Annotated in this window: 15 protein-coding genes and 1 pseudogene; 8 read left to right on the plus strand and 8 right to left on the minus strand. The window is 36.0% G+C overall.

Annotation, left to right across the window (positions count from 1 at the left end):
* Nucleotides 1-500 precede the first annotated feature (500 nt).
* From GQR59_RS16480 to GQR59_RS16490, 3 genes and pseudogenes are all read left to right on the plus strand, one after another.
* Nucleotides 501-1535, plus strand: a pseudogene (locus GQR59_RS16480) (IS110 family transposase).
* 810 nt (nt 1536-2345) lie between these two features.
* Nucleotides 2346-2699, plus strand: coding sequence for a hypothetical protein (locus tag GQR59_RS16485; protein WP_160064522.1), 354 nt, complete (start codon nt 2346-2348; stop codon nt 2697-2699).
* Nucleotides 2700-2825: 126 nt separating this feature from the next.
* Complete coding sequence (locus GQR59_RS16490) at nt 2826-3800, plus strand: metal-dependent hydrolase (protein ID WP_160064524.1); 975 nt, start codon at nt 2826-2828, stop codon at nt 3798-3800.
* 170 nt (nt 3801-3970) lie between these two features.
* Here the strand turns inward: GQR59_RS16490 and recQ are convergent, their stop codons facing one another.
* From recQ to plsB, 6 genes are all read right to left on the minus strand, one after another.
* The gene (recQ, locus tag GQR59_RS16495; protein WP_160065268.1) at nt 3971-5773 is read right to left on the minus strand and encodes a DNA helicase RecQ; all 1803 of its coding nucleotides are present in this window, start codon (nt 5771-5773) and stop codon (nt 3971-3973) included.
* A 110-nt stretch (nt 5774-5883) separates the two neighbouring features.
* Nucleotides 5884-6480, minus strand: a complete 597-nt coding sequence (hemG, locus tag GQR59_RS16500; RefSeq protein WP_160064526.1) for a menaquinone-dependent protoporphyrinogen IX dehydrogenase — start codon at nt 6478-6480, stop codon at nt 5884-5886.
* A 3-nt stretch (nt 6481-6483) separates the two neighbouring features.
* Nucleotides 6484-7941, minus strand: coding sequence for a TrkH family potassium uptake protein (locus tag GQR59_RS16505; protein ID WP_160064528.1), 1458 nt, complete (start codon nt 7939-7941; stop codon nt 6484-6486).
* 3 nt (nt 7942-7944) lie between these two features.
* Nucleotides 7945-8580: a YigZ family protein gene (locus GQR59_RS16510; protein WP_160065270.1), complete on the minus strand. Its 636-nt coding sequence runs from the start codon at nt 8578-8580 to the stop codon at nt 7945-7947.
* On the minus strand, nt 8573-8968 hold the full coding sequence (locus tag GQR59_RS16515; protein WP_160064530.1) for a rhodanese-like domain-containing protein: 396 nt from the start codon (nt 8966-8968) through the stop codon (nt 8573-8575). Before GQR59_RS16515 ends, GQR59_RS16510 begins: the two co-directional genes overlap by 8 nt.
* Before the next feature lie 8 nt (nt 8969-8976).
* Nucleotides 8977-11298, minus strand: a complete 2322-nt coding sequence (gene plsB, locus GQR59_RS16520; RefSeq protein ID WP_236546799.1) for a glycerol-3-phosphate 1-O-acyltransferase PlsB — start codon at nt 11296-11298, stop codon at nt 8977-8979.
* Nucleotides 11299-11494: 196 nt separating this feature from the next.
* On the opposite strand from plsB, the gene GQR59_RS16525 reads away from it, so the two are divergent.
* The 4 genes from GQR59_RS16525 (at nt 11495) to GQR59_RS16540 (ending at nt 15818) form a co-directional block, all read left to right on the plus strand.
* Complete coding sequence (locus GQR59_RS16525) at nt 11495-11851, plus strand: diacylglycerol kinase (RefSeq protein ID WP_160064534.1); 357 nt, start codon at nt 11495-11497, stop codon at nt 11849-11851.
* Between the two features lie 26 nt (nt 11852-11877).
* Nucleotides 11878-13278, plus strand: coding sequence for a replicative DNA helicase (dnaB, locus tag GQR59_RS16530; protein WP_160064536.1), 1401 nt, complete (start codon nt 11878-11880; stop codon nt 13276-13278).
* Nucleotides 13279-13341: 63 nt separating this feature from the next.
* Nucleotides 13342-14385: an o-succinylbenzoate synthase gene (gene menC / locus GQR59_RS16535; RefSeq protein ID WP_160064538.1), complete on the plus strand. Its 1044-nt coding sequence runs from the start codon at nt 13342-13344 to the stop codon at nt 14383-14385.
* Nucleotides 14370-15818: an AMP-binding protein gene (locus GQR59_RS16540; RefSeq protein WP_160064540.1), complete on the plus strand. Its 1449-nt coding sequence runs from the start codon at nt 14370-14372 to the stop codon at nt 15816-15818. Before menC ends, GQR59_RS16540 begins: the two co-directional genes overlap by 16 nt.
* Here GQR59_RS16540 and GQR59_RS16545 read toward each other — a convergent pair.
* Complete coding sequence (locus tag GQR59_RS16545) at nt 15810-18086, minus strand: sensor domain-containing diguanylate cyclase (protein ID WP_160064542.1); 2277 nt, start codon at nt 18084-18086, stop codon at nt 15810-15812. The genes GQR59_RS16540 and GQR59_RS16545 overlap by 9 nt on opposite strands.
* A gap of 124 nt (nt 18087-18210) precedes the next feature.
* Between GQR59_RS16545 and lpxL the strand changes: the two genes are divergently transcribed.
* Nucleotides 18211-19131 (plus strand): LpxL/LpxP family Kdo(2)-lipid IV(A) lauroyl/palmitoleoyl acyltransferase, encoded by a 921-nt coding sequence (lpxL, locus tag GQR59_RS16550; protein WP_160064544.1) that lies wholly within the window; start codon nt 18211-18213, stop codon nt 19129-19131.
* Between the two features lie 120 nt (nt 19132-19251).
* Here lpxL and glnE read toward each other — a convergent pair whose 3' ends face one another.
* A complete protein-coding gene (gene glnE, locus GQR59_RS16555; protein WP_160064546.1) occupies nt 19252-22107 on the minus strand; it encodes a bifunctional [glutamate--ammonia ligase]-adenylyl-L-tyrosine phosphorylase/[glutamate--ammonia-ligase] adenylyltransferase in 2856 nt (951 codons plus the stop codon).
* Nucleotides 22108-22250 lie beyond the last annotated feature (143 nt).

Raw genomic sequence — 22250 nt, forward strand, 5'->3', positions numbered from 1 at the left:
AAAATCTAATCTCGACTGAATAACTCACTATAATATTCAGTCGAGCATGTTTTTATTATGTCATTTTTATCACTTCTCGACTTGTTAACCACCTAAACACCCTCACTATCTACAGCTAATACAAATGGAATTAAATAAGTGATCAGAGATTGCGCAGGAAAAATTAACACTAATAAGGCGTGAGTTGTAGGAGATAGTTGTTCTCACTTCAAAACTCACAACGCAGTTAGGCGGGATTTTAACCAGTAAGAATGATCACCTTATTAACTCTTTTGGCATAAACGTATATTATTAAGCGTTTACCCAAATCTATAGATCCAACACTTCAATCTAAATAATACCGATTACATTAAATAAGTGATCTAAATTTTGCGCAGGAAAAATGAGTTAGTTCAAGGCGAAAATTGAGCTAAATAGATAATTGGACTCCCCTACACCATTACCAACGTGTAGGCTAATATCATTGTTACCACACAAAAATATTAAATGGAGTCCAATAAATGAATAATACTAGAATTGGTGTTGATTTAGCAAAAGATGTTATCCAAGTTTGTATTTATGCAAGAAATAAAGTGCTTTCTAATACTGAAATGACATATCAGGCGTTTGCTCTTTGGTTAATCAATACCAAACCTACCACTATTATCTTTGAGGCTTGCAGTACATCGAACTACTGGAACCAGGTCGCATTATCATTAGGCTACGATGCAAAATTAATTTGTCCGAAGTTTGTGTCTTCAATTAGAAAGAAACAAAAAACAGATGCTAATGATGCGCTTGCAATCGTACAAGCATCATTTGTACCCGATATAACTTTTATTTCTGGAAAAAGTATTGAGCAGCAACAATTACAATCAATTATGCGATTACGCGACTTAGCAACAAAGCAGAAAACAGCCTTGAGCAATCAGTTAGGAGCGCTACTACTGGAATTTATATTCGCTGCTCCCCAAAGTTAGGTGGATTAAGAGGCGCTATTGAAAGTATTAGAAAATGCTGAGAATGAATTTTCATGGGCACTTCGTGCTTCACTGAAAGCAGCATGGGATCACTACTTAATGATATGCCAGTCTGTTGCAACCTATGACGAATCACTCATAAAGGCGATTAATGAGCATCCTGAATGTAAGAAACTTTTAAAATTAGAAGGTGTTGGTGTCATTAATGCAGTTAATTTATACATCGCATTAGGCTGTAGTGAGATAGGTGTTTTTGCTAAGGGCAAAGATGCAGCGGCGTGTATAGGGTTAACACCAATACAGCATTCTTCCGGAGGAAAAACTAAGCTGGGCTCAGTTGGGAAGTATGTAAAAAACAGCATACTCAGAAGTCAATTGGTAGTTGGGTCTATGGCTGCGATTAGAATGATAGTTAAAAGAGACGCAAAAACAAAAAAAGAACGTTGGATACAAGAGTTAGTATCTCGACGTGGCATACGTTGTGCTGCAGTTGCACTTGCCAACAAAAATGTACGTACGGCGTATGCGATGATGACTAAAGGAACTGATTACAAAGCGGAATTACTTGCCGTGTAAAAACGTTCAAACAATAAAAGAATAAAAGAATAACTAAGATAAAAGCCAGTAAGAAAATATGCGATGTTCACAAAGGAATTGACGAAATAGTAGAATTATTTTTCTGCGTAAAGAAGTTCAAACAATAAAAGCAATAACTAAGAAAAAATCAGCAAGTAAAATCAGTGAACAACCAAGAGACTTTGATCTCGCTTAATAGATGTGATTACTTGTGCGCGTAAATATCAGAGAGCCTGAGTTAGCTACTCAATGAGAGCTCGTACATAAGTGAGTGCTTTATTCTTAGTTACTAATTTTGTTGTTGACACAGGGGAGTCCACATAGGTTGTTCCCTTTACGAAATTTGCAACGAAGAAATAAGTTATTTTAACAAGTAAAATAGATAACTTAATTAGTGTGATTGGTATAACCTCAGTTCTGGATAAGCAAAGCGATACAACACCGCTATTTCCGTAGATTTCTGCGTTAAATTATCTATCAATAACCCGTTATTGCTTCAATAATTCGCCTTGAACTACGCAAAACTAACGGCACTGACTAGTAAAAAATAGTATCTTATGATTTTAAATATAATTCTGCTTTCATTAACTAGAATTGAGGTTAAATAAACTCCAATGATCTTAGTATTAAGTAAGAAATGATCAAAACTCTAGAGTTGAGTAACAATTACGTCACTATTATGTGTTAATTTAAGAGACTAAGAATTGCTCGAAAAACGACCTACATTTATTGGGGTAATCATCTAGTGATTTTTAGAGATAGAAATAACAAAGGACATTATTTAAATTCAAACCTATAGAGGATTCGAAAATGAGTAATATACATCAACTTAACAGCCTACCTAAACAAACAACAATCAACCTAATCGCATCTTACCAAGGCGATTTTAAACATGATAATTTCAGTTACCATCAATTATTAGAAAAACTACAAAGCACCGTTATGCATAACCATTTTATGGACCAAGAAGATAATGCAGCTTGGATGAACCATAGGGGCAATGATTATTTAGCAAATCCTAATCTATTTGCTCACGCACCTCTTACTTACTTATGCGTATTTTTAAGTGAAACTTTTAAACATAATAAACTCAGTCAAATTGAAAAGAAAATATCGCCAAGTGTATTTGAAGCGATATTAAAACGTTTAAATGACTTTAAGTAATAACGGCTTTAAACAAGAGTTAAAAATAATAAATAGAAAACAATATCAATCATTCCACTTCGACTGATTGGTGATTAGCGCTCATTATATTACACTGGAGTTTACGATAAATAGACAAGAGCAAGTATGGACTCCTTAACTCAAATAGTTTTAGGCGCAAGCGTTTCTGGTGCTGTTGGTATCAAACCTTTTGGACGTAAAGTGTTAATTACAGGTGCATTATTAGGTACCTTGCCTGATTTAGATGTACTACTGACTTATCAAACCGCGATTGAAGATTTTACTCTACATCGCGGTTTCAGCCACTCATTGTTGGTTTTAAGTCTTTTTAGTGTATTTTTATATTGGCTTATTTTATATTTTAAGCCTGCATTATCCGCACATAAAAAATCATTATTTTTAGTTATCTTTTTACCTTTAATCACCCACCCTCTTTTAGACGCTTTCACCACCTACGGTACGCAATTGTTATGGCCGTTGGATATTCAACCTACTTCTTGGTCTAGTATATTCATTATTGATCCTCTTTATACATTACCATTAATGTTTGCAGTCATCGGTTTATGGTTTCGCGAGAAAACATTAAAGTGGCAAAAAATAAACCGAATAATGTTAGCATTCAGTTGTACATATTTAATACTTGGCCAAGTACAATTTTGGAATATTCAACAAAAATTAACACACGATCCTATTGCAAAAAATGGTCACTTATTCATTGCACCAACACCATTTAATACGCGGGTTTGGCAGGTACTTAGCTACCATGACGATACTTATTATGTAAGCTTTACAACAGCATTAAATGACCAACCTTTATCATGGCAAACCTACGAGACAGGAAGGTCACTAATCAATGGCTTCGATTCAGCAGAATTACAACGTTTGGAGTGGTTTAGTGGTGGGTTATTGAGGTTTACAGAGCAGAATGATCAGTTGATTGCTACCGATCTGCGTATTGGTTTAACAGACTATTATCCTTTTTCATTCAGCATCGCTGAGGATAAAAATAATTGGCAAGAAATTAAATCGAACAAAATGCCAGAGCCTGTTATTAACTTAAGCAAGTTAACTGAATTAATGCGTTTTTTAAGCAAAATATAAAAATAAACTTATAAAATGTTTAACTTCAGAGATAAACGCTTCGCCATATTTATCTAACTTAATATAGCCAACACCTGCGATTTAAAGAAATTGAGAGTCAGTTAATTTAAAAATAATATTAATTTAAACTTAAACTTAAACTTAAACTTAAACTTAAACAAGAATACCTTTTATAAAGTATCAACGTATTGTTTAATTTCAGAGAGAAACGCTTCGCCATATTTATCTAACTTAATATGGCCAACACCTGTGATTGAAAGAAACTGAGAATCATTGGTAGGCATTAACTCACTCATCTCCGATAAAGATACGTCACTAAAAATAACGTAAGGAGGTAAATTTTCGTGATCTGCTATTTGTTTGCGTAAATGACGTAATCTTGCAAACAACTTACTGTCTGCATTGGCAGAAACGCTACGACGTTTTTGTTTCGCAGTCGTTTTTACTAATTGTAGTCTTGGTACCGCTAACATTAAGCTATTTTCAGACTTTAAAACAGTACGTGCTGCTTCTGTTAACTGTAACGCAGAACCACGTGTTAAGTTTTGCATTAACAATCCACAGTGAATTAATTGCCTAGCGATACTAAACCAGTGTTCTGTTGATTTATCTTTACCTATCCCAAAAGTCGATAGCTGATCATGACCAAGGCTTTTGACACGGGCCGTTTGAGCACCACGTAATACTTCAACCACATGTGTGATCCCAAAGTATTGCCCTGTACGGTAAACACAAGAAAGAATTTTTTGAGCGTCTATCGTCGCATCATAACTTTGTGGTGGATCTAAGCAGATATCACAGTTACCACAGGCTTTAGGGCTGTATTCACCAAAGTAATTTAATACAACTCGACGACGACAAGTCTGCGCTTCTGCAAAGGCAACCATGGTATTCAGTTTATGCAACTCGATACGCAGTTGTTCTTGATTTGGATTCTTTTCTAATAAGCTTCTAATACGGGCAGGATCAGCTGGATCGTAAAATAACATCGCCTGCGCAGGTAATCCATCACGTCCTGCTCTACCTGTTTCTTGATAATAAGACTCTATATTTTTAGGAATTTCATAGTGCACAACAAAACGCACATTAGGTTTATCGATTCCCATCCCAAAGGCGACAGTCGCTACCACAATTTCAACTTCATCTTTAATAAATAAGTCTTGTACGTTTTGACGCTCTTCTAACGGTAAACCAGCATGATAACAGCGTGAGTTAAGGCCTTTAGCAGCAAGCTTACCGGCTATCTCTTCCGTACGCTTACGGCTGGTACAATAGATGATGCCACTTTCGTCTTTATGTTGGTCTAGATAATTAAAGAGTTGTGTTAATGGGCGATATTTTTCAATCAATAAATATTCGATATTAGGACGGTCAAAGCTACGAATTTCTATTAACGGATCCTGAAGCTTTAAACGCTGCAAAATATCTTGTTGCGTTGCGTGATCTGCTGTTGCGGTTAATGCGACTAACGGTATATCTGGGAAGTACTCTTTAAGATTGCCTAGTTGTGCATATTCTGGTCTAAAATCATGGCCCCATGAAGATATACAATGCGCTTCGTCTATGGCAAATAAATTAATAGGGAGGTGCTGTAAACGACCAATAAAATCAGGTCGTAATAAACGCTCAGGCGCAACATATAATAGTTTTAACTGGCCACGGTGTAACGAATTGATAATGTCATTTTGTTCTTGGTAAGACAAACTAGAATTAAGATAAGCAGCAGCTACACCACAGGCTCTTAGGGTATCGACCTGATCTTTCATTAAAGAAATTAAAGGGGAAACAACAATACAAATCCCTTCTCTTACTAAAGCAGGAATTTGAAAACAGAGACTTTTGCCGCCACCTGTTGGCATTACAACTAATGCATCGCGACCAGCAATAAGTTCGTTAATCACTGTTTCTTGACCATCACGAAATTGCTTGTAACCAAACACATCAAATAAAATGTTATGTGCAGTACTTGTCATACTCTGGGTCAAAATATAGCAACCTATTGATAGTCTAAGCGGATAAAAGGGTATGCATTGTAAATCAGCGGCATAAATATTTCAGCCTAAATTTTCTGATTTAGCACATACTATAGTGCACTAAATTCCTTACTAAATATATCCACTTTCTGCCAATCAGTTAATTCTAAATCTTGTGTCTTATCAGTGCTACCGCCTGTCATCTTCATAATCAGTTGAATTAACAGTGTTTGCCACCAATTATAACGAGAATACAGTAACGCACCTGCAAACACGCCTTTTAGCTGTGGCTGCCACTCGGATAATTGATCAAACTTTTTCATATAAGCATTATTTTCAGGAATCGCTTTTTCTGGCTTACGAGCGGTCAAACAAACCACAAAAAAAGCATTCGATATTGAATCTAACTGTTGTTTATGTTGATTGACAAACTTGAGGATATTCGGTCGATAATTACCGTAACGAATAGAAGCTCCCACTAATACTTTTTGATACAAAGAGAAATCAATCTGTGGATTATCATCGATATTTAATACCGTCACATCACCAAGAATAGATTGTTTGATATGATTGATAATTTTTAAAGTTTGCCCATCAACAGAAGAATATAAGATCAACGTATTCTTAGAAATGGTTTCGTTAGGCGTTGCTTCGTTAGGCACAACTTCACCAGTTATAGTGTCGTTAGATTTAGTTTCAATAGGCATAATTTAATTTTTCCAAAATACAGGTGTGAATAACACCAATAAGGTAAAGACTTCTAATCGTCCAAATAACATGGCAATAATCATCACCCATTTAGACGCATCACTGACATCATTAAAGTGTAAAGCGACCTCACCAAGACCAGGGCCAAGGTTATTTAACATGGCAACGACCGAGGAGAAAGCACTCAGTTCATCCATACCCGTCATTAACAAGGCCAGCATACAAACAATAAACACTAAAGCATAGGTAGAAAAGAATCCCCAAACTGCTTCAACTACTCTGTCAGGTAAGGCTTTATTGCCTAATTTTATTTTATAAACAGCTTTAGGGTGAACCAAACGTTTTAGCTCACGTTGCCCTTGTAAATTAAGCAATAGGACTCGAATCACTTTTAAACCGCCCCCTGTTGACCCTGCACAACCTCCAATAAAACTAGCAAAGATAAGTAATACAGGTAAAAACAAAGGCCAATCTGAAAATGAAGTAGTGGTAAAACCTGCCGTTGTCGCAATAGAAACAGCTTGAAACATAGCGTGTGAAAAGGTAGTTTCAATGGAGTTATAAACATCATTATCTATCAGTACCAGAAAACAGATCGCAGTTAACAATACTTGAATAAAGATAAACGCACGTACTTCAGGATCTCTTCGGTAAACTTCCAAACTGAATTTTTTAGCTGAGAAAGCGGTAAAATGTAGCGCGTAATTAATACCTGAAATGATTAAGAAAACCACGGTAATGATATTAATAATTTCACTATCAAAGTGTCCCATACTTGCATCATAAGTTGAGAATCCACCAATTGATACGGTTGAGAAGCTATGCCCAAGCGCATCAAATAAACTCATTCCTGCAAGCCAAAAAGCTAACATACAAGCCACTGTTAAGCATAAATAAACATACCATAGCGCTTTTGCTGTTTCTGCTATTCGAGGCGTCATTTTAGAGTCTTTAACAGGCCCAGGTGTTTCTGCACGATACAGCTGCATGCCACCAATCCCTAACATCGGTAACACAGCGACGGCTAATACAATGATCCCCATACCACCGAACCATTGCAGCATTTGGCGATAAAAAAGAATAGATTTAGGTAAGTCATTAAGCTCAGCAATGGTCGTTGCACCGGTAGTGGTTAAACCTGAAAATGACTCAAAAAAAGCCGTAGCCAAATTCATATCAACACTAGAACTCATTAAAAAGGGAATTGCACCGACGCTACCTAGCGTAGCCCAAAAAAGTACCACAATTAAAAAGCCTTCTCGGGCTTTTAATTCGCTTTTATGGCGTCGATTGGGAATCCAAAAGAAAAAACCAATGATTAAAGTAACAAAAAAAGCGGCCAAAAAATCATTACCGCCACCATCTTGGTAAATGTATGCAATAAATACAGGAGGCAACATAGTTAAACTAAATAACCCAATCAGCATCGCAACGATCCTGATAATAGAGCGAATAGCCACTAGTTAATCCAGCTCAACGGCTGACGTATTAATTTTCTTTGCAATGACTTGTCCCTGCATCAATGATTGTAATTTTTGCTTAAAAATATCGACCTGCTCACTATCTACTTCTATTAACACCATCACTGATTGCTCATAACTAGCATTAATAATTCGTCCTGAATTTGATTCGAGTAGATGTTCTAAGGTTGCCATTTGAGAATACGAACATTGTAACTCAAATCGTTCAAAAAAACGTTTTTCGGATGTTGGCATAGTAGGACATAATTGTTGTAAACCATTACTATAGGCGCGCACTAAACCTCCAGTACCTAATTTAATACCACCCGAATATCTGATCACAACTGCGACCATTTCACCAACGTTAGTGCCTTGTAATACAGCTAACATAGGCTTTCCAGCGGTACCTTTTGGCTCGCCATCATCACTACAGCCCATATTAACACTATCATTAGGGCTGCCACCTATGTAAGCCCAACAATGGTGACCTGCGTCTTTATGTAAGATTTTCATTTCTGCAAGAAACTTCATTGCAGCTATTTTTCCTTTAGCTGGACTGATAAAAGTTAAAAATCGACTTTTTTTAATTTCTTCTTCAAAAAAAACAGATTTATTTAAGATAAAATAGGGTTTATTCACTTTCAATTAATAAACCTTGTGATTGCCAAGCGATAAAACCACCGTTCACTGAATACACTTTTTGATAACCCATTTGTTGTAAAGAGGCCGCTGCTAAAATACTTCGAGCACCAGAACGACAAAGTAAATAAATAGGCAATTGTTCAGCACAGGAAACGTGTTTAATTAATGATTGGTAAAGAGGTAAATTACTCAACTGCATTTCTAACACACCACGCGGGACTAGTTGACTTCCCATTGCGTAACCAGCCGCAGTTTCTTCTGGTTCTCTGATATCAATAAACAACAAAGGCTGATTATTTTGTAAATGCTGGTTAACAGTTTCACATTCAACTTCGTTAACTTGAGAGCGAAATGATTCAACCAACCCTTTTCCATCTAATAACATATTTATTCCTACTCTTTAGCAGATAAGCAAGCCAGTAATTCTTCAACTTGTGGGAGCGTTAGATTATGTCTATCGAGTTGTTTAATAAACACCTTAATGACTTTTTCATCAAAAGGCTCAATGCTTTTTCCAATTAACTTATCTTTAGTTGCGATAATTAACTCTTCATTAGTTTGTGTAAACTTTTCAGATAATAAGCTTAATACACAATGATAACGTAGTCTTGTTTCGTTTAAATGTGCACTTAAAACTTGTAAGAATGACACATTACTCAAGGTTATTATATTACCGTCAAACCGAATTAAGTTCGCAGCTTTAAATTCAACTAATAAATCTATGACTCTTTTTTCAAAGATTCCCGATGTAGCTTTTAAAAAATATTCCGCTTCAACAAAACCTAATAACTTAGCAACTAAGCCAGTAACTTGAACAACATTTATTCCAGCATTTTCGGTGCTTTCATTACTTAGCTTTATTAAGGCATAACTGAGTAATGACGGTAACGTAAATACATGTACCACTGTATTACGGTAATACGTTAAATGCGTACTTTGTTGGTGGTCACAACTCACAACATGATTAGATTCAGAAAACTTATTCATCGCTAATGCCTGTTGGTAAATTAATTCAGGCGACTGTGTTGGATAAGTAATCCCCGCATTGTCGGAGATACTTGCTAATAACTGCTGATGCAATCGCAACAGCGTCAGCATTCGCTGCTTACCTAATTGATGATTAACACTTGATAGTAAAATAGCAGCGCATAAAGGTAACGCATTAACCGCCGTTACTTGATTGATCCCCTGCATCACATTATCAGCAAGATGATTAATTTGCCGTTGCAACGCCTGTTCAGATAAAATTTGTTCTCGCCAATTAGGTTGCTGTTGGTCAAAATATTGTTTGAGATTAATCGGCTCACCGAAATTAACAAAAGCACGTCCGAAATTTTGTAGCTTTTTGAAAATCCCTAACACTTGCCACGCATTTTCCTTTTCTTTTTTCTGGCCAGAAAGTTCTTTCATGTAAGTGCTCACTTCCATGATATGGTCATAACCTATATATACTGGCACTATCATTACATTTCGTTCAGGTTGATCTAAAAAGGTCTGCACACTCATCGCAAGCAACCCCGTTTTAGCAGGCAATAAACGCCCTGTTCTACTGCGTCCACCTTCTGTAAAAAATTCAATGGGATAACCTTGCTTAAACAGCATAGCAAAATATGCTTTAAATACCTTACCGTAGAGTGGGTTATCTTTGAAACTACGGCGTAAAAAGAAAGCGCCAGAGCGTCTAAAAATACCACCAGCAGGAAAAAAGTTAAGATTCACTCCCGCTGCAACGTGCGGAGGTACTAACCCTTCACCATATAACAAATAAGAAAGTAATAAATAATCCATATGACTACGATGACAAGGCATATAAATAATTTCAGCACCGCTTTGTGTTGCCTCTCGTACTGCTTGGGCGTGATTAACTTCAATACCTTGATAGATACCATTCCAAACTTTACTTAAAATAAATCGGAAAACACGCAAAAAACGATAGGAAAAGTTACTGCTAATTTCTTCCAAATAAGCATGGCACTTTTTACTGACAACCGCTTCGGACTCACCACTTTCAATACTCTGTTGTTTAATTATTTGCTGCATTTTCTCACTAGCAACAACCTGGTTAATCATTTTTTTACGGTTAGGAATTTGAGGCCCTCGGCTAGAGCGGTGTTGAATAGTAAAATAATGAAGTGCTACGCGCGCCAATTTATAAGCCTGTTGCTTCGAGTTGTTATTTTTCCCTAATAACATTTTAACCGAAATAGGCGCATTAAAGCGTATTAGGTGATCATTTCCAGCAGTTATAATTGACCATGCCTTTTGCAAACAGCTGATATTACTATTACCAGAAAATGCTTGTCGTGGATTTTGTACTCCAGGGTTTCTCCCCCAGAAAAAAGTAACCGGGACTAGTTGTACATCAAGGTCAGCGTATTGTTGATGTAGGTCTGATAACTGTTGATATTGTTGCAAATAAGTGGATTGTTCTTGTTGTAATGGCTTCTTTATAAAAAGATACCAATCATGTAAATAAATAACCGCGGACAGCCTTGTATCATGCACTTGTAAAGGTAGGTAAGGATCAGGTAAAGCCAGTTCACGACATGCTTTTTGTAATGCTAATAAGTCATTGGCACTATTTTGATCTAACACGTAAATGATAGGGCGAGATAGATCTAATTTTAATTCTACTAAGGGATTTTGTGGCACAACCACACTCTTTACCCAAAATCGACTAACCATCCGTGACCAAAATGAGCCTTTAGCTAACACATACTTTCCTTTTTCCATTATTACTTTGATACTTTATGGTACGAGTTTAACATACCACACTAGAGCGTATAGGCGTTGCAAGTAGTTCTGCGATAACTAACAAATCATTACTATCAATAGGCAGCTAATTGATGACCAAACGATGTCTATTTGCTAAAGTGTCGGCTTAAATCAACGCACATGAGATTATCGGTAAATGCAAAAAAACACCGGATTAAAACGAATATTTTTGGCCTTCGGTTATTCAATAAAAGGCATTAAAAGCGCTTTTAAACATGAAGCTGCTTTTCGCCAAGAGGTTTTATTGGCCATCATTTTGATCCCTACTGCATTTACTTTAGAAGTGTCTCAAATAGAACGTATTCTATTAATTTCACCTGTGATATTAGTGATCATATTTGAAATCATTAACTCTGCTATTGAAGCCGTAGTAGATAGAGTTGGAAGTGAATTCCATGAATTAGCTGGCCGCGCCAAAGACATGGGCTCAGCGGCAGTATTAATTGGTTTAGCTTTAACTGCTTATATTTGGATAGAAATCCTGTTTTTTTAACCCACTTTACTCATTAGGATTTTAATATGGCGGATAAACCTGCTTTTACTAAACAAAAAAATAACATGAATTCTCCCATTAAAACCGTACCTCATTCTTTTGAAGCAGAGCAAGCGGTTATTGGTGGTCTATTATTAGATAATGATACTTGGTCTGATGTTTCTGAGCGTGTTGTTGACCGTGACTTTTACACACGAGCACATCGTCTTATCTTTTCTACTATTGAAAAACTCAGTAGTAATGATATCCCGGTTGATATCGTTACCTTGTCTGAAAAGTTAGAAGATACCCAAGAATTAGAAGGTATCGGTGGTATCGCCTATTTAGCCGAACTATTACAAAACACCCCTAGTGCCGCGAACATCAATAACTATGCTGATATCGTTCGTGAACGTGCCATTGTTAGAGAGTTAATCGGTGTAGCAAATGATATCGCAGAAGCCGGATATGATACTGAAGGACGTGATAGTGCGGAGTTATTAGACTTTGCAGAAACTAAAGTATTCCAAATTGCTGAGGCCCGTAATAATCAAAATGAAGGCCCACAACCCATTAAAGACATTCTTAAAGAGACTGTCGCCAAGATTGATGACTTATGTAAAAACCCACGCGATGGTATTACAGGTTTATCATCGGGTTATAATGATTTAGACCAAATGACCACTGGTTTCCAACCAGGTGATTTAATTATTGTCGCAGCTCGTCCGTCGATGGGTAAAACAACCTTTGCGATGAACTTAGCAGAGCATGCGGCTTTGAATGCCGACAAACCCACCATTATTTTCTCATTAGAGATGCCTTCAGACCAGATAATGAATCGTATGCTGGCTTCTTTAGGACGCATTGACCAAGGTAAAATTCGTACGGGCCAATTAGATGAAAACGATTGGGCTTCATTATCGTCAACTATGTCGATTCTATTAGATCGCGGTAAGATGTTTATTGATGATAGCTCAGGTTTAACTCCGACCGAATTACGTTCACGCGCACGTCGTATTGCTCGAGATCATGGTGGCGTTAGTATGATCATGGTCGATTACTTACAATTAATGCGCGTGCCATCGTTAAGTGAAAACCGTACGTTGGAAATTTCTGAAATTTCTCGTTCTTTAAAAGCATTAGCAAAAGAATTGCGCTGCCCTGTTATTGCACTATCACAGCTAAACCGTGGTCTTGAACAACGTGCAGATAAACGCCCAATTAACTCAGATTTACGTGAATCAGGCGCGATTGAGCAAGATGCCGATTTAATTATGTTTATTTATCGAGATGAGGTTTATCACGAAGACAGTGAGCATAAAGGTATTGCAGAAATAATCATTGGTAAGCAACGTAACGGTCCAATTGGTAAAGTACGTTTAACGTTCCAAGGGCGTTATTCTCGTTTTGATGATTACACAGGCACTGCTTACCATGGTGAAGAGTAACCTTTAAAACGCTATACAATTGCTAAAGAGTTCATATCAAAACACAAAGGTATAAAGCCTATAATGAGCAAGCTTAATAAAATATTTCACCTAGCAAATATGCAATTAAGCTTGTATCGTTTTTCATTACCTTTTAAACACCCCTTAAATTTTAAAGGGCATCATTTAACCGCTCGTGAAGGTTTATGGTTAGTCAGTCATCAAGCTGACGGGCAATGTTTAATTGGTGAAGTTTGCCCTCTTCCCGGCTTTAGTAATGAAACACTAGAGCAATGCCAGCAATACCTATTAGGTGCACTTCAAACCGCCTCAAATCTTCAAGAAATAAACATTCATCATTTCCCGCTGTTATCGAGTGTCCATTTTGCATTATTTTGTTTACAACAACAGATTCCATGGCACAAAGCAGAGAATAGTGATTTAGTAAACCTAACCAGTGTACCTTTGTTACAAGGCGATCATGCAGAAATACTACTTCGTTATCAGCAGTTAACATGCCCAGCATTAATAAAGCTTAAAGTAGGCAGATTTACGGTTAAAGAAGAAGTAAATTTATTAAAAAAACTTATTCAGCTTAATCCTAAAATACGTTTTAGATTAGATGCAAATCAGCAATGGACAGAACAGCAATACGCACAATTCTTAACCTTAATAGACTCGAAATATATAGATTATATCGAAGAGCCAACGGCTTCGCTTGTTAGCAATATCAACATTTCAAAACAGTTTAACGTGTCGATAGCACTAGATGAAAGTTTATTAAATAATGTCTCAATTCCAACACATGATTGCGTTAAAGCATTGATTATTAAGCCGACATTAATTGGTTGCCCTGATCGGATTGAACAATTATTACAACATGCTCAGCAGCAACAATTAAGTGTTAGTGTCAGTGCTAGTTTTGAATCTCCAGTCGCTATTAACCAACTTCAACATTTAGCAATAAAATGGCAACAGCAATATAATGTAAAAGTGAGTTTAGGGTTAGATACATTACATGCTTTTGCAGATAAGCCGAGTGATATAATCACTCAATTAGAAAGCTTATTAATTCATCCTCATCTTAACTCTTCAATACAAGTGACCTGCTTATGGAAGTCTCAGTAAACTATTGCCCTGTCCGTTGGCAAGCCATGCATAATAGCCAGACAGTTGCCATAGAGAGTGAGAAACAGCAAATAACTTATCAACAGTTAGATAACCTTTTAATTGATTTACAAACACAGTTAATAATTAAAATTAATAAAAAAGAAGATGAGTTAGAAACAAGCTCTCGGTCAATAAGATTAGTTTGTATCGCCAGTAATGGCCTTGAATTGTTGCTACTACAATTGTTATGTATTCGCCTTGGATGGTTATTCTGCCCTTTAAACCCTCGATTTACTGACCCTGAGATAACTCAAAGGCTCGCTATATTAAGTAGTGATTATTGTTGGGTTGCTGATGATTCAACACATTCGCATTTTAAAACGTTAGATATAGACTTTTCTTTATCTGAGAAAAAAACGGTTAAAGATAATAAATTAACCAATATAACCATTAACCCAAAACAACCTTGCAACATTATTTTTACCTCTGGGAGTAGCGGCTCCCCTAAAGCCATTATTCATCATTATGAGAATCATTTTTTTAGTGCTTTAGGCTCTCAAGCACTCATTCCTTTAAACCGCTATGACCATAATTTATTATCGTTGCCTCTCTTTCACATAGGGGGTTATGCAACAGTCATTCGTACCATTATTGCTGGCGCTTGTATCCATTTAACCTCATCCGCATTAAATATATTGATGCTGCAACAGCAAAAAATAACCCATTTATCGTTGGTTTCAACACAGTTAATACGCTTATTATCCGATCCATTTTTTACTGTAAAAGAATGTCCGATAAAACATATTTTATTAGGTGGTAGTGCTTTCTCTGATTCATTATTAACATCATTAACTGCACGTGGTTTTGACTATCACTTGAGTTATGGGTGTACTGAAATGGCTTCTCAAGTGGCGACTTCAAACAATAGTAACCACTTACAAATATTGCCTTACAGAGAAGTTAAAATACGAAATAATGAAATATATCTTCGAGGAAAAACGCGTTTATACGGATACTTCCAAGAGAACAAGATTGTTGAAGTAGATCCCAAACAATGGATAAGAATTGGTGATACAGGAAGGTTAACAAACAATTATTTACACGTTTCAGGGCGAAAAGATCGACAATTTATTAGTGGCGGCGAGAATATTCAACCAGAAGAGATTGAGTATGTTTGCTTACAACACAACAGTGTTGAAAAAGCATATATCTGCCCGATTAAAGATCAGCAATATGGGCAACGTATTGCCATTTTTATTGAATTTTTTGAAAATGAAATAACGCGCTTTGAGCAACAAGTCCAAATACTTAAAACGTATCTAGCAACACAGTTAACACGCTTTAAGCAACCAAATGTTTATTTAGCTTGGCCTCAAATCACTAACCAACAAAGCTTAAAAGTACCAAAAGAAGCTTTCATGGCACAATTAAAAGAACAAAAATTAATTTAATGAACGCTTTAAACGGAGTTCATAAACCAATTGCTCTGCATTTTTAATTAACGAAGATAAGCTGCTATGGCTACCTGCATTATATTCAACGATGCCAGTATCAATAACTAAGCGATATGCTTTATTCATTGTTGAATTAAACTTTTTAACATTCTCATCTAAACGCACAAACTTAGTATTATCAACAATCTCGTATTCACTATCATTCATTAATACAATGAATTCATCATCACCTGTACGTGCAATAATATCTGTTTCTCTGAATGTTTTTTTCAAAATATCAGTAAACAAAATCAATAACTGCTCACTTTCTTGTTTGCCTTGCATAGCATTGATATTTTCCAATTCCACTACATTCACATAGAGTACAAAATAGGCTTTTTTAGCTCGTTGAGCTAAACGGAAGTAATTTTCACCAGCGCTCATGAGGCCACGATAGTTTAATGCGCCCGTTAATTGATCGGTCAATATTAAGGAATGATTTTGATCTAACAAGGATTTATGAATAGTAATGTCACGGGTTAATTCAATAATTCCTTGAATATTTTTATTAATTGAATAATAAGGGTAATAAGTCACTTCATAGGTTTTAGCTTCACCTTCAACATTATATTTTATAACTTCAACACGTTGATTTAATTTTGAAATTTTATTTTTATGCAACGAACAAACATTATTGTGGCACTCTAAACAATTAAATATCGCTTCACAATCAGCATTTAATAAATCATTAACATTAAAACCGTTGAGGCTTTTAAACATTTTGTTTATATAAGTCGCACGTCCTTCTAGATTGAAAATACGAACACCTAAAGGCAATATGTCCATAAATTCAGTTTGATCAAATAATGATGATTTTAATGAATCGTTTAATAGTTTGTAATGACTAACATCTTCAATATAACCAATAACACCATGCCTTGTAGTCCCTTGTTGAACAACTTCGTAGTGGGAAACTTTATAAATAGAATTATCATCTTTTTTCAAGTTGTCAGATTCTATTTCAATACATCCACCAGCTTCGTTTATTTCTGCAATAGAGATTTTAAGCGCATCAGGTTCATGCTCACTATTTTGGTCGACATCGAGCAATTGCTTTTTACTGACCTTTAAAAAGTCATAAAAAGCTTTGTTTGCACCAAAATATTGGTCATTATTATCTTTTAAGAAAATAGGGAAAGGCAAAACATCTAAACACTGTTGGTAGGATAGTTTCATTCTATATATAGCGGCAGACTTTCTCATCGCATACAACAATACCAATACTAGCATCAACATTAACATTACGCTGATCGTATTAAATTCAGTACTGGATACATACCATTTAGTTGTAGGGATAAAGCTGAGTACTCCTCCTACATTGTAGCCATACACATCATTAATAGGCATAAATACAGCAACACCATCTTGCCCTGCAACCTGAGCACTAATTGAAAATTGCTTTAATTGCATTAATTTAGACTCCTCTATCGGGCTAAGGCTATTTTTTAATTCATCTAAATCTGTTTCACTTAAATTAGCTTCAATCAAATTAATATGTTTGTTAACAAAAAAGCTGCTTGAAAATTCTGTTTCTTGATAGAACCTATTTTTTTGTGCCGAAGCAAGTAAAGGCCGTTTGGCTAATAAATATTGGGATTTCATATTACTTGCATTGCTTGATATATATTGCACATTAGCCAACGGTATAGCGATTTCTATAATGGCAATAAACTCATTTGAAGCATTAAAAACAGGAAAGAAATAACGATATAAATAGCGCCCATTTTCTAATGACAACCCAAACGAAGGCTTTAGTCTTTTGAGTACCTTTTCAAGGCCACCATTTAACTCCGTACCTTTCTTCTCCGCAACTTTTTTACCATCATAAAAGTATTTACCGATATTTAATAAAAGGTCGCCATTATTTAAATATATTTTTTGAGAAGGAAATATTTTGCTACTCACTCGAAATTGAGACTGTAGTTTTTCTTGGAGTTGTTGCTGAATTAGTTGTAAATTTTCAGGGGAATTTATGGCTTTATTCGCATCATCTAACAAAGACAGAATCGGCCCATAAGTGTATTGAAGTTCAAATAACAGAGTCGCATTTGATTTAACTTGGGCTAATGTAGAAACAAAGCTTCTATAAACAGTTCGTTCCGTTAAGTTTCGTTGTTGTTGTTGATTTCCATCATCGACCATTAAAAAAAAGGTCGATACAATTAAACTGACAATAGCAATAAAAAAAACAAAATCAAAAGAGTAAAAACGCTTTGCTTTCAACATTTAAAACCTGATTAAACCAAATAATATATAGTATATAACAGGCACTGTAAAAGATTTAACTACAAAATAGTCATTTTCAGCAATAGTCGGTAGAATAATGTTTCCAAAATATAGAGAGTAATTTATGGATACATACAAATTAAAAGCTCGCTTTATCCACCCTAAGTATTGGTTTGCTTGGTTAGGGATATTAGCGCTATTTCTATTTTCATTATTGCCTTATTCGACATTACTTAGGTTAGGTAGGTTATTGGGACGCTTATCTATTCCTTTTGCTAAAAAACGGTTCTACACAGCGCGCCGTAATATTGAATTATGCTTTCCTGATTTAACACCAGAGCAAGTCGATAAAAAAGTAAAAATGAATTTTGAACATACGGGTATCGCACTATTTGAAATGGGTATGGCATGGTTTTGGCCAGCTTGGCGTGTACGTGGCTTAGTCAGCATTCGCGGTCTTGAACACTTCGAAAAGGCAATCCGACAAGATAAAGGTGTGGTTTTTTTAGGAGCTCATTTCCTAACGTTGGAAATGGGGGGACGCGCTGCCGGCTTAATTCATCCAAGTTACGCTGTTTATAGAAAAAACAGTAATGAAGTATTAGATTATTGGTTTTATTGGGGTCGAATGCGTGAAAACAAAGCGATGTTAGACCGTAAAGATTTTAAAAGCATGCTACGAGCATTAAAAAATGGTCAGGCATTATGGTATGCACCAGACCACGACTATGGAAAACATAACAGCAGCGTTTTTGCGCCCTTTTTTAATGTAAAAAATGCAAATACAGTATCAGGTATCAGTACATTGGCACGCGTTAAAAATACGACTGTTATTCCAGTATTTTTAAAACGATTACCTAACGCTAAAGGCTATGAATTAGTTTTTAAGGAACCATTGCAAGACTTTCCAAGCAGTGACCTAGTGTTGGATACAACACGCATAAATGAACAAATAGAACTGATGATAAAAGAGTGTGATGAGCAATATATGTGGTTACATCGACGCTTCAAAACACGTCCTGAAGGCGAACCTTCCTTATATTAACGTCGAAGATCTCATTTAATATAAACACTGTAAATAAAAACTAAATTGGTCAATCTACTGGTTTTTATTTACAGTGTTATCCTCAACTAACCCTATATAATCTTAAACTCATGCTTAAGCTTAAGCATTAAATAACTGTTCCCATACGTTAGTAACTACCTTACGCTCTTCAATAAATTGTTCTTCAGCAGTAATGCGTGTTTCTTTGCCTAAGGCCAAACGATGCCCTGCATCACGAAGGTGGCAATATGCGTCAATTAACTCTGAGGTTTGTTGTTGTGTTAATAACCCTGCTTCCTGACATGCTGCAAAAATACGTAGGTTATCTGACCACTTTGTTAATAGTTCAGGGAATTTATAGGCATTAGCAAGCACTAAATATTGTGCAATAAACTCAATATCAACCATTCCTCCGGGCGATTGTTTCAGATCGAACTGTCCAGATACCGCTCGATTTAAATGGTGTCGCATTTTAGCGCGCATTTCTGACACATCAGTGCGTAGCTTATCAATATCTCGTTGTTGACTTAACACGAGCAAACGAATTTTAGCAAAATATTGTGCCATGCTTGAATCAATAAATACTGGGCGAGTACGCACCAATGCTTGATGTTCCCAAGTCCAAGCATTTTCTTTTAGATAACGCTCAAAACCAGCTAAACTTGCCACTAAGGAACCAGAATCTCCTGATGGGCGTAAACGCATATCGATTTCATACAAAATTCCAGAATTCGTGCGAGTACTAAATAAATGAATAATGCGCTGCGCTAAACGAAAGTAAAATAATTGATTATCGATAGAACGATCGCCATTGGTCGTCCCTGATATATTATTTTCGTGTAAAAATACCACATCAAGATCTGAGTTATAACCTAACTCTACCCCCCCCATTTTTCCGTATCCTATTACAGCGAAGCCTTTTCTGTCCGTTCCTACCACATTACTAGGCAAGCCAAATTTATAGGTTATTTGTGCCCAAGCTATCTGTACTACATAATCTAAAATAGCTTCACTTAAACACGTTAAATGATCACTGACTTGCGGAAGTTTAATGCCTTTTGCTATATCTGCAGTCGCGATATGTAAAAACTGCATTTGCTTAAATTGACGCAATGCTTCCATTTGTTGTTCCATATCATCTTCAGGAATACGTAACATAAACAGTTGTAATTCACTTCTATAACGCGTTAACTCTGTCGGGTTATAAAGCTTTTGAGGATCTAATAATTCATCTAATAGAATAGGATGTCGAGCTAATTGAGCTGATACCCGAGGACTTTCAGAGCATAATTTTAGCAGTTGCTTCAACGCACCTTCATTTTCATTTAATAACTCTAAATACGCAGTACGACTAACGATATTAAGTAATAAGTGATGAATACGTTCAAATAATTTTTCAGGCTGTGGGTAGTCACAAATCAATGAGATCAATCGAGGCAACAACTTATCAATCGTTTCTTGTCCACGAGGGCCTATAGGGCGTCGAATCAAATCCACTTTCAATGAAACAATCATTTTTGCAAACGTATTAATTTGATCTGAATTCACATCGTCACTATTAATACTTTCAGCTAATAATGGTGCTATTTCTTCACTACTTAATTGCAATTCCCACATTTCAATAAATGTTTCTTCTGCTTCGGATTGTTGCTCTTCAGACTCGCCAATAACCCAGTTAAATTCATTATGCACATTAACCATGATTTGATTCAGACGAACATAAAAACTTTCCCAATCCTCAAACTTCATGACTTTAATTAAACGTAATTTATCGAGTTCATTATCAGGTAACGTTTGAGTTTGCTGGTCTCCAATTTGCTGTAATACATTCTCAACAGCGCGAAGGAAATGATAAGAGCTTAATAAACAATCAACTCTCTCTTGTGGTAACACATTAATATCAGCAATGACCTGCAGTGTTTCTTGTAAGCCTTTACATTGTAGCTCTACATTACGACCGCCATGAATAAGTTGAAATGCTTGTGCAACAAACTCAATTTCACGAATGCCCCCCATGCCTAACTTAATATTATCTTTTAATCCTTTACGGCGAACTTCTGCACTGATCATTGCTTTCATCTTTCGTAATGAATCAATAGCACTGAAATCTATATAGCGTCTAAACACAAAAGGTTTGAGCATATTTTTTAGTTCTTCTTTGTCTTCACCATCTTGTCCTAATACGCGAGCTTTCACCATTGCATACCGCTCCCATTCTCGACCTTGGGTTTGATAATAATCTTCTATAGAGTTAAAGGTTGTGACTAATGGGCCTGACTCTCCAAAAGGACGTAAACGCATATCAACCCGATAAACAAAACCATCAACAGTGATCTGATGTAATGCAGCGATTAGACGTTGACCTAATTTAGTGAAAAATGCTGAATTTTCAATAACACGACGACCGCCTTGGGTTGCCCCACGCTCAGGGTAAGAAAAGATAAGATCAATATCAGAAGAGAAGTTAAGCTCTTTACCACCTAATTTCCCCATAGCAAAAACAAACATCGTTTGCTGTTTACCTGATTCTCCGAATGGCGTGCCTTGCTCTTTACATTGCAGTTGATATAGCCAATCCAAACCTTGTAGGATTAATTGATCCGCTAATAATGAAATATGCTCAAAACTCTCTTGTAAAGCACTGAGGTTTAAGAGTTCACGCCATGCAATCACCACCATGTGTTTTCGCCTAAATAAACGCAGAGCCTGGTGTAATTGGGGTTCGGTTTCAGTAGTTGTCAGTACTGTATGTAATTCATCTATTAACTGCTTTTTGCGATCAGCACTGGTTAACAAATTGCCTTTAAATAAAATAGAAATAAGATCAGGCTGTTTTATTAATGAACTAGCAATAAAATCACTTAACGCAAACACATCAAATAATGTTCCCTGTTGTTGCTCAGTCAAGGTCGATAAATCAAAACGTTCACTCAATTGTTGAGTGTATTTTTGTGCGGCAGCTTTTAATAAAGACATACATTACCTATGCTAAAAATTAGACTATTCATTAACTTAACAGGAGTTTTAAATCTGATCAGTAATTTTTAGCACTTAATCATTGAAAAGTGATTTAAAGGCCGCATTATTGTAGTACGAGTCATTGAATAAACACCGATAAC

Source organism: Psychromonas sp. L1A2 (assembly GCF_009828855.1).
Lineage (GTDB): Bacteria > Pseudomonadota > Gammaproteobacteria > Enterobacterales > Psychromonadaceae > Psychromonas.